The 204-nt window shown below is 52.9% G+C and carries 1 protein-coding gene; it reads left to right on the top strand.

All coding sequences use genetic code 11. The features are described from left to right. Positions 1 to 204 (top strand): hypothetical protein (locus ACTHTU_RS11490; protein ID WP_440362625.1); only part of this gene is annotated, 204 nt, incomplete at both ends.

Raw genomic sequence — 204 nt, 5'->3', positions numbered from 1 at the left:
ACTACAGCATCGACTTGGCGGATAACACCAAAGCCGAAATCCAAAAAGGCGTAGATGCCAAAACCACCGTTGACACTAAAGGCCTGACCTTCAACGGCGACAGCGGCAGCACCAATATCGAAAAACTCGGCTCCACCGTGACCGTTGCCGGTGACGACAACATCACCACCGAAGCCCAAGACGATAAAGTGACCGTCAAGCTGA

This window comes from Neisseria sp. P0020.S005, assembly GCF_051957055.1.
Taxonomy (GTDB): domain Bacteria; phylum Pseudomonadota; class Gammaproteobacteria; order Burkholderiales; family Neisseriaceae; genus Neisseria; species Neisseria subflava_A.
Note: the sequence above shows the minus strand (reverse complement) of the source record. Positions and strands in the feature narration are given on the sequence as shown.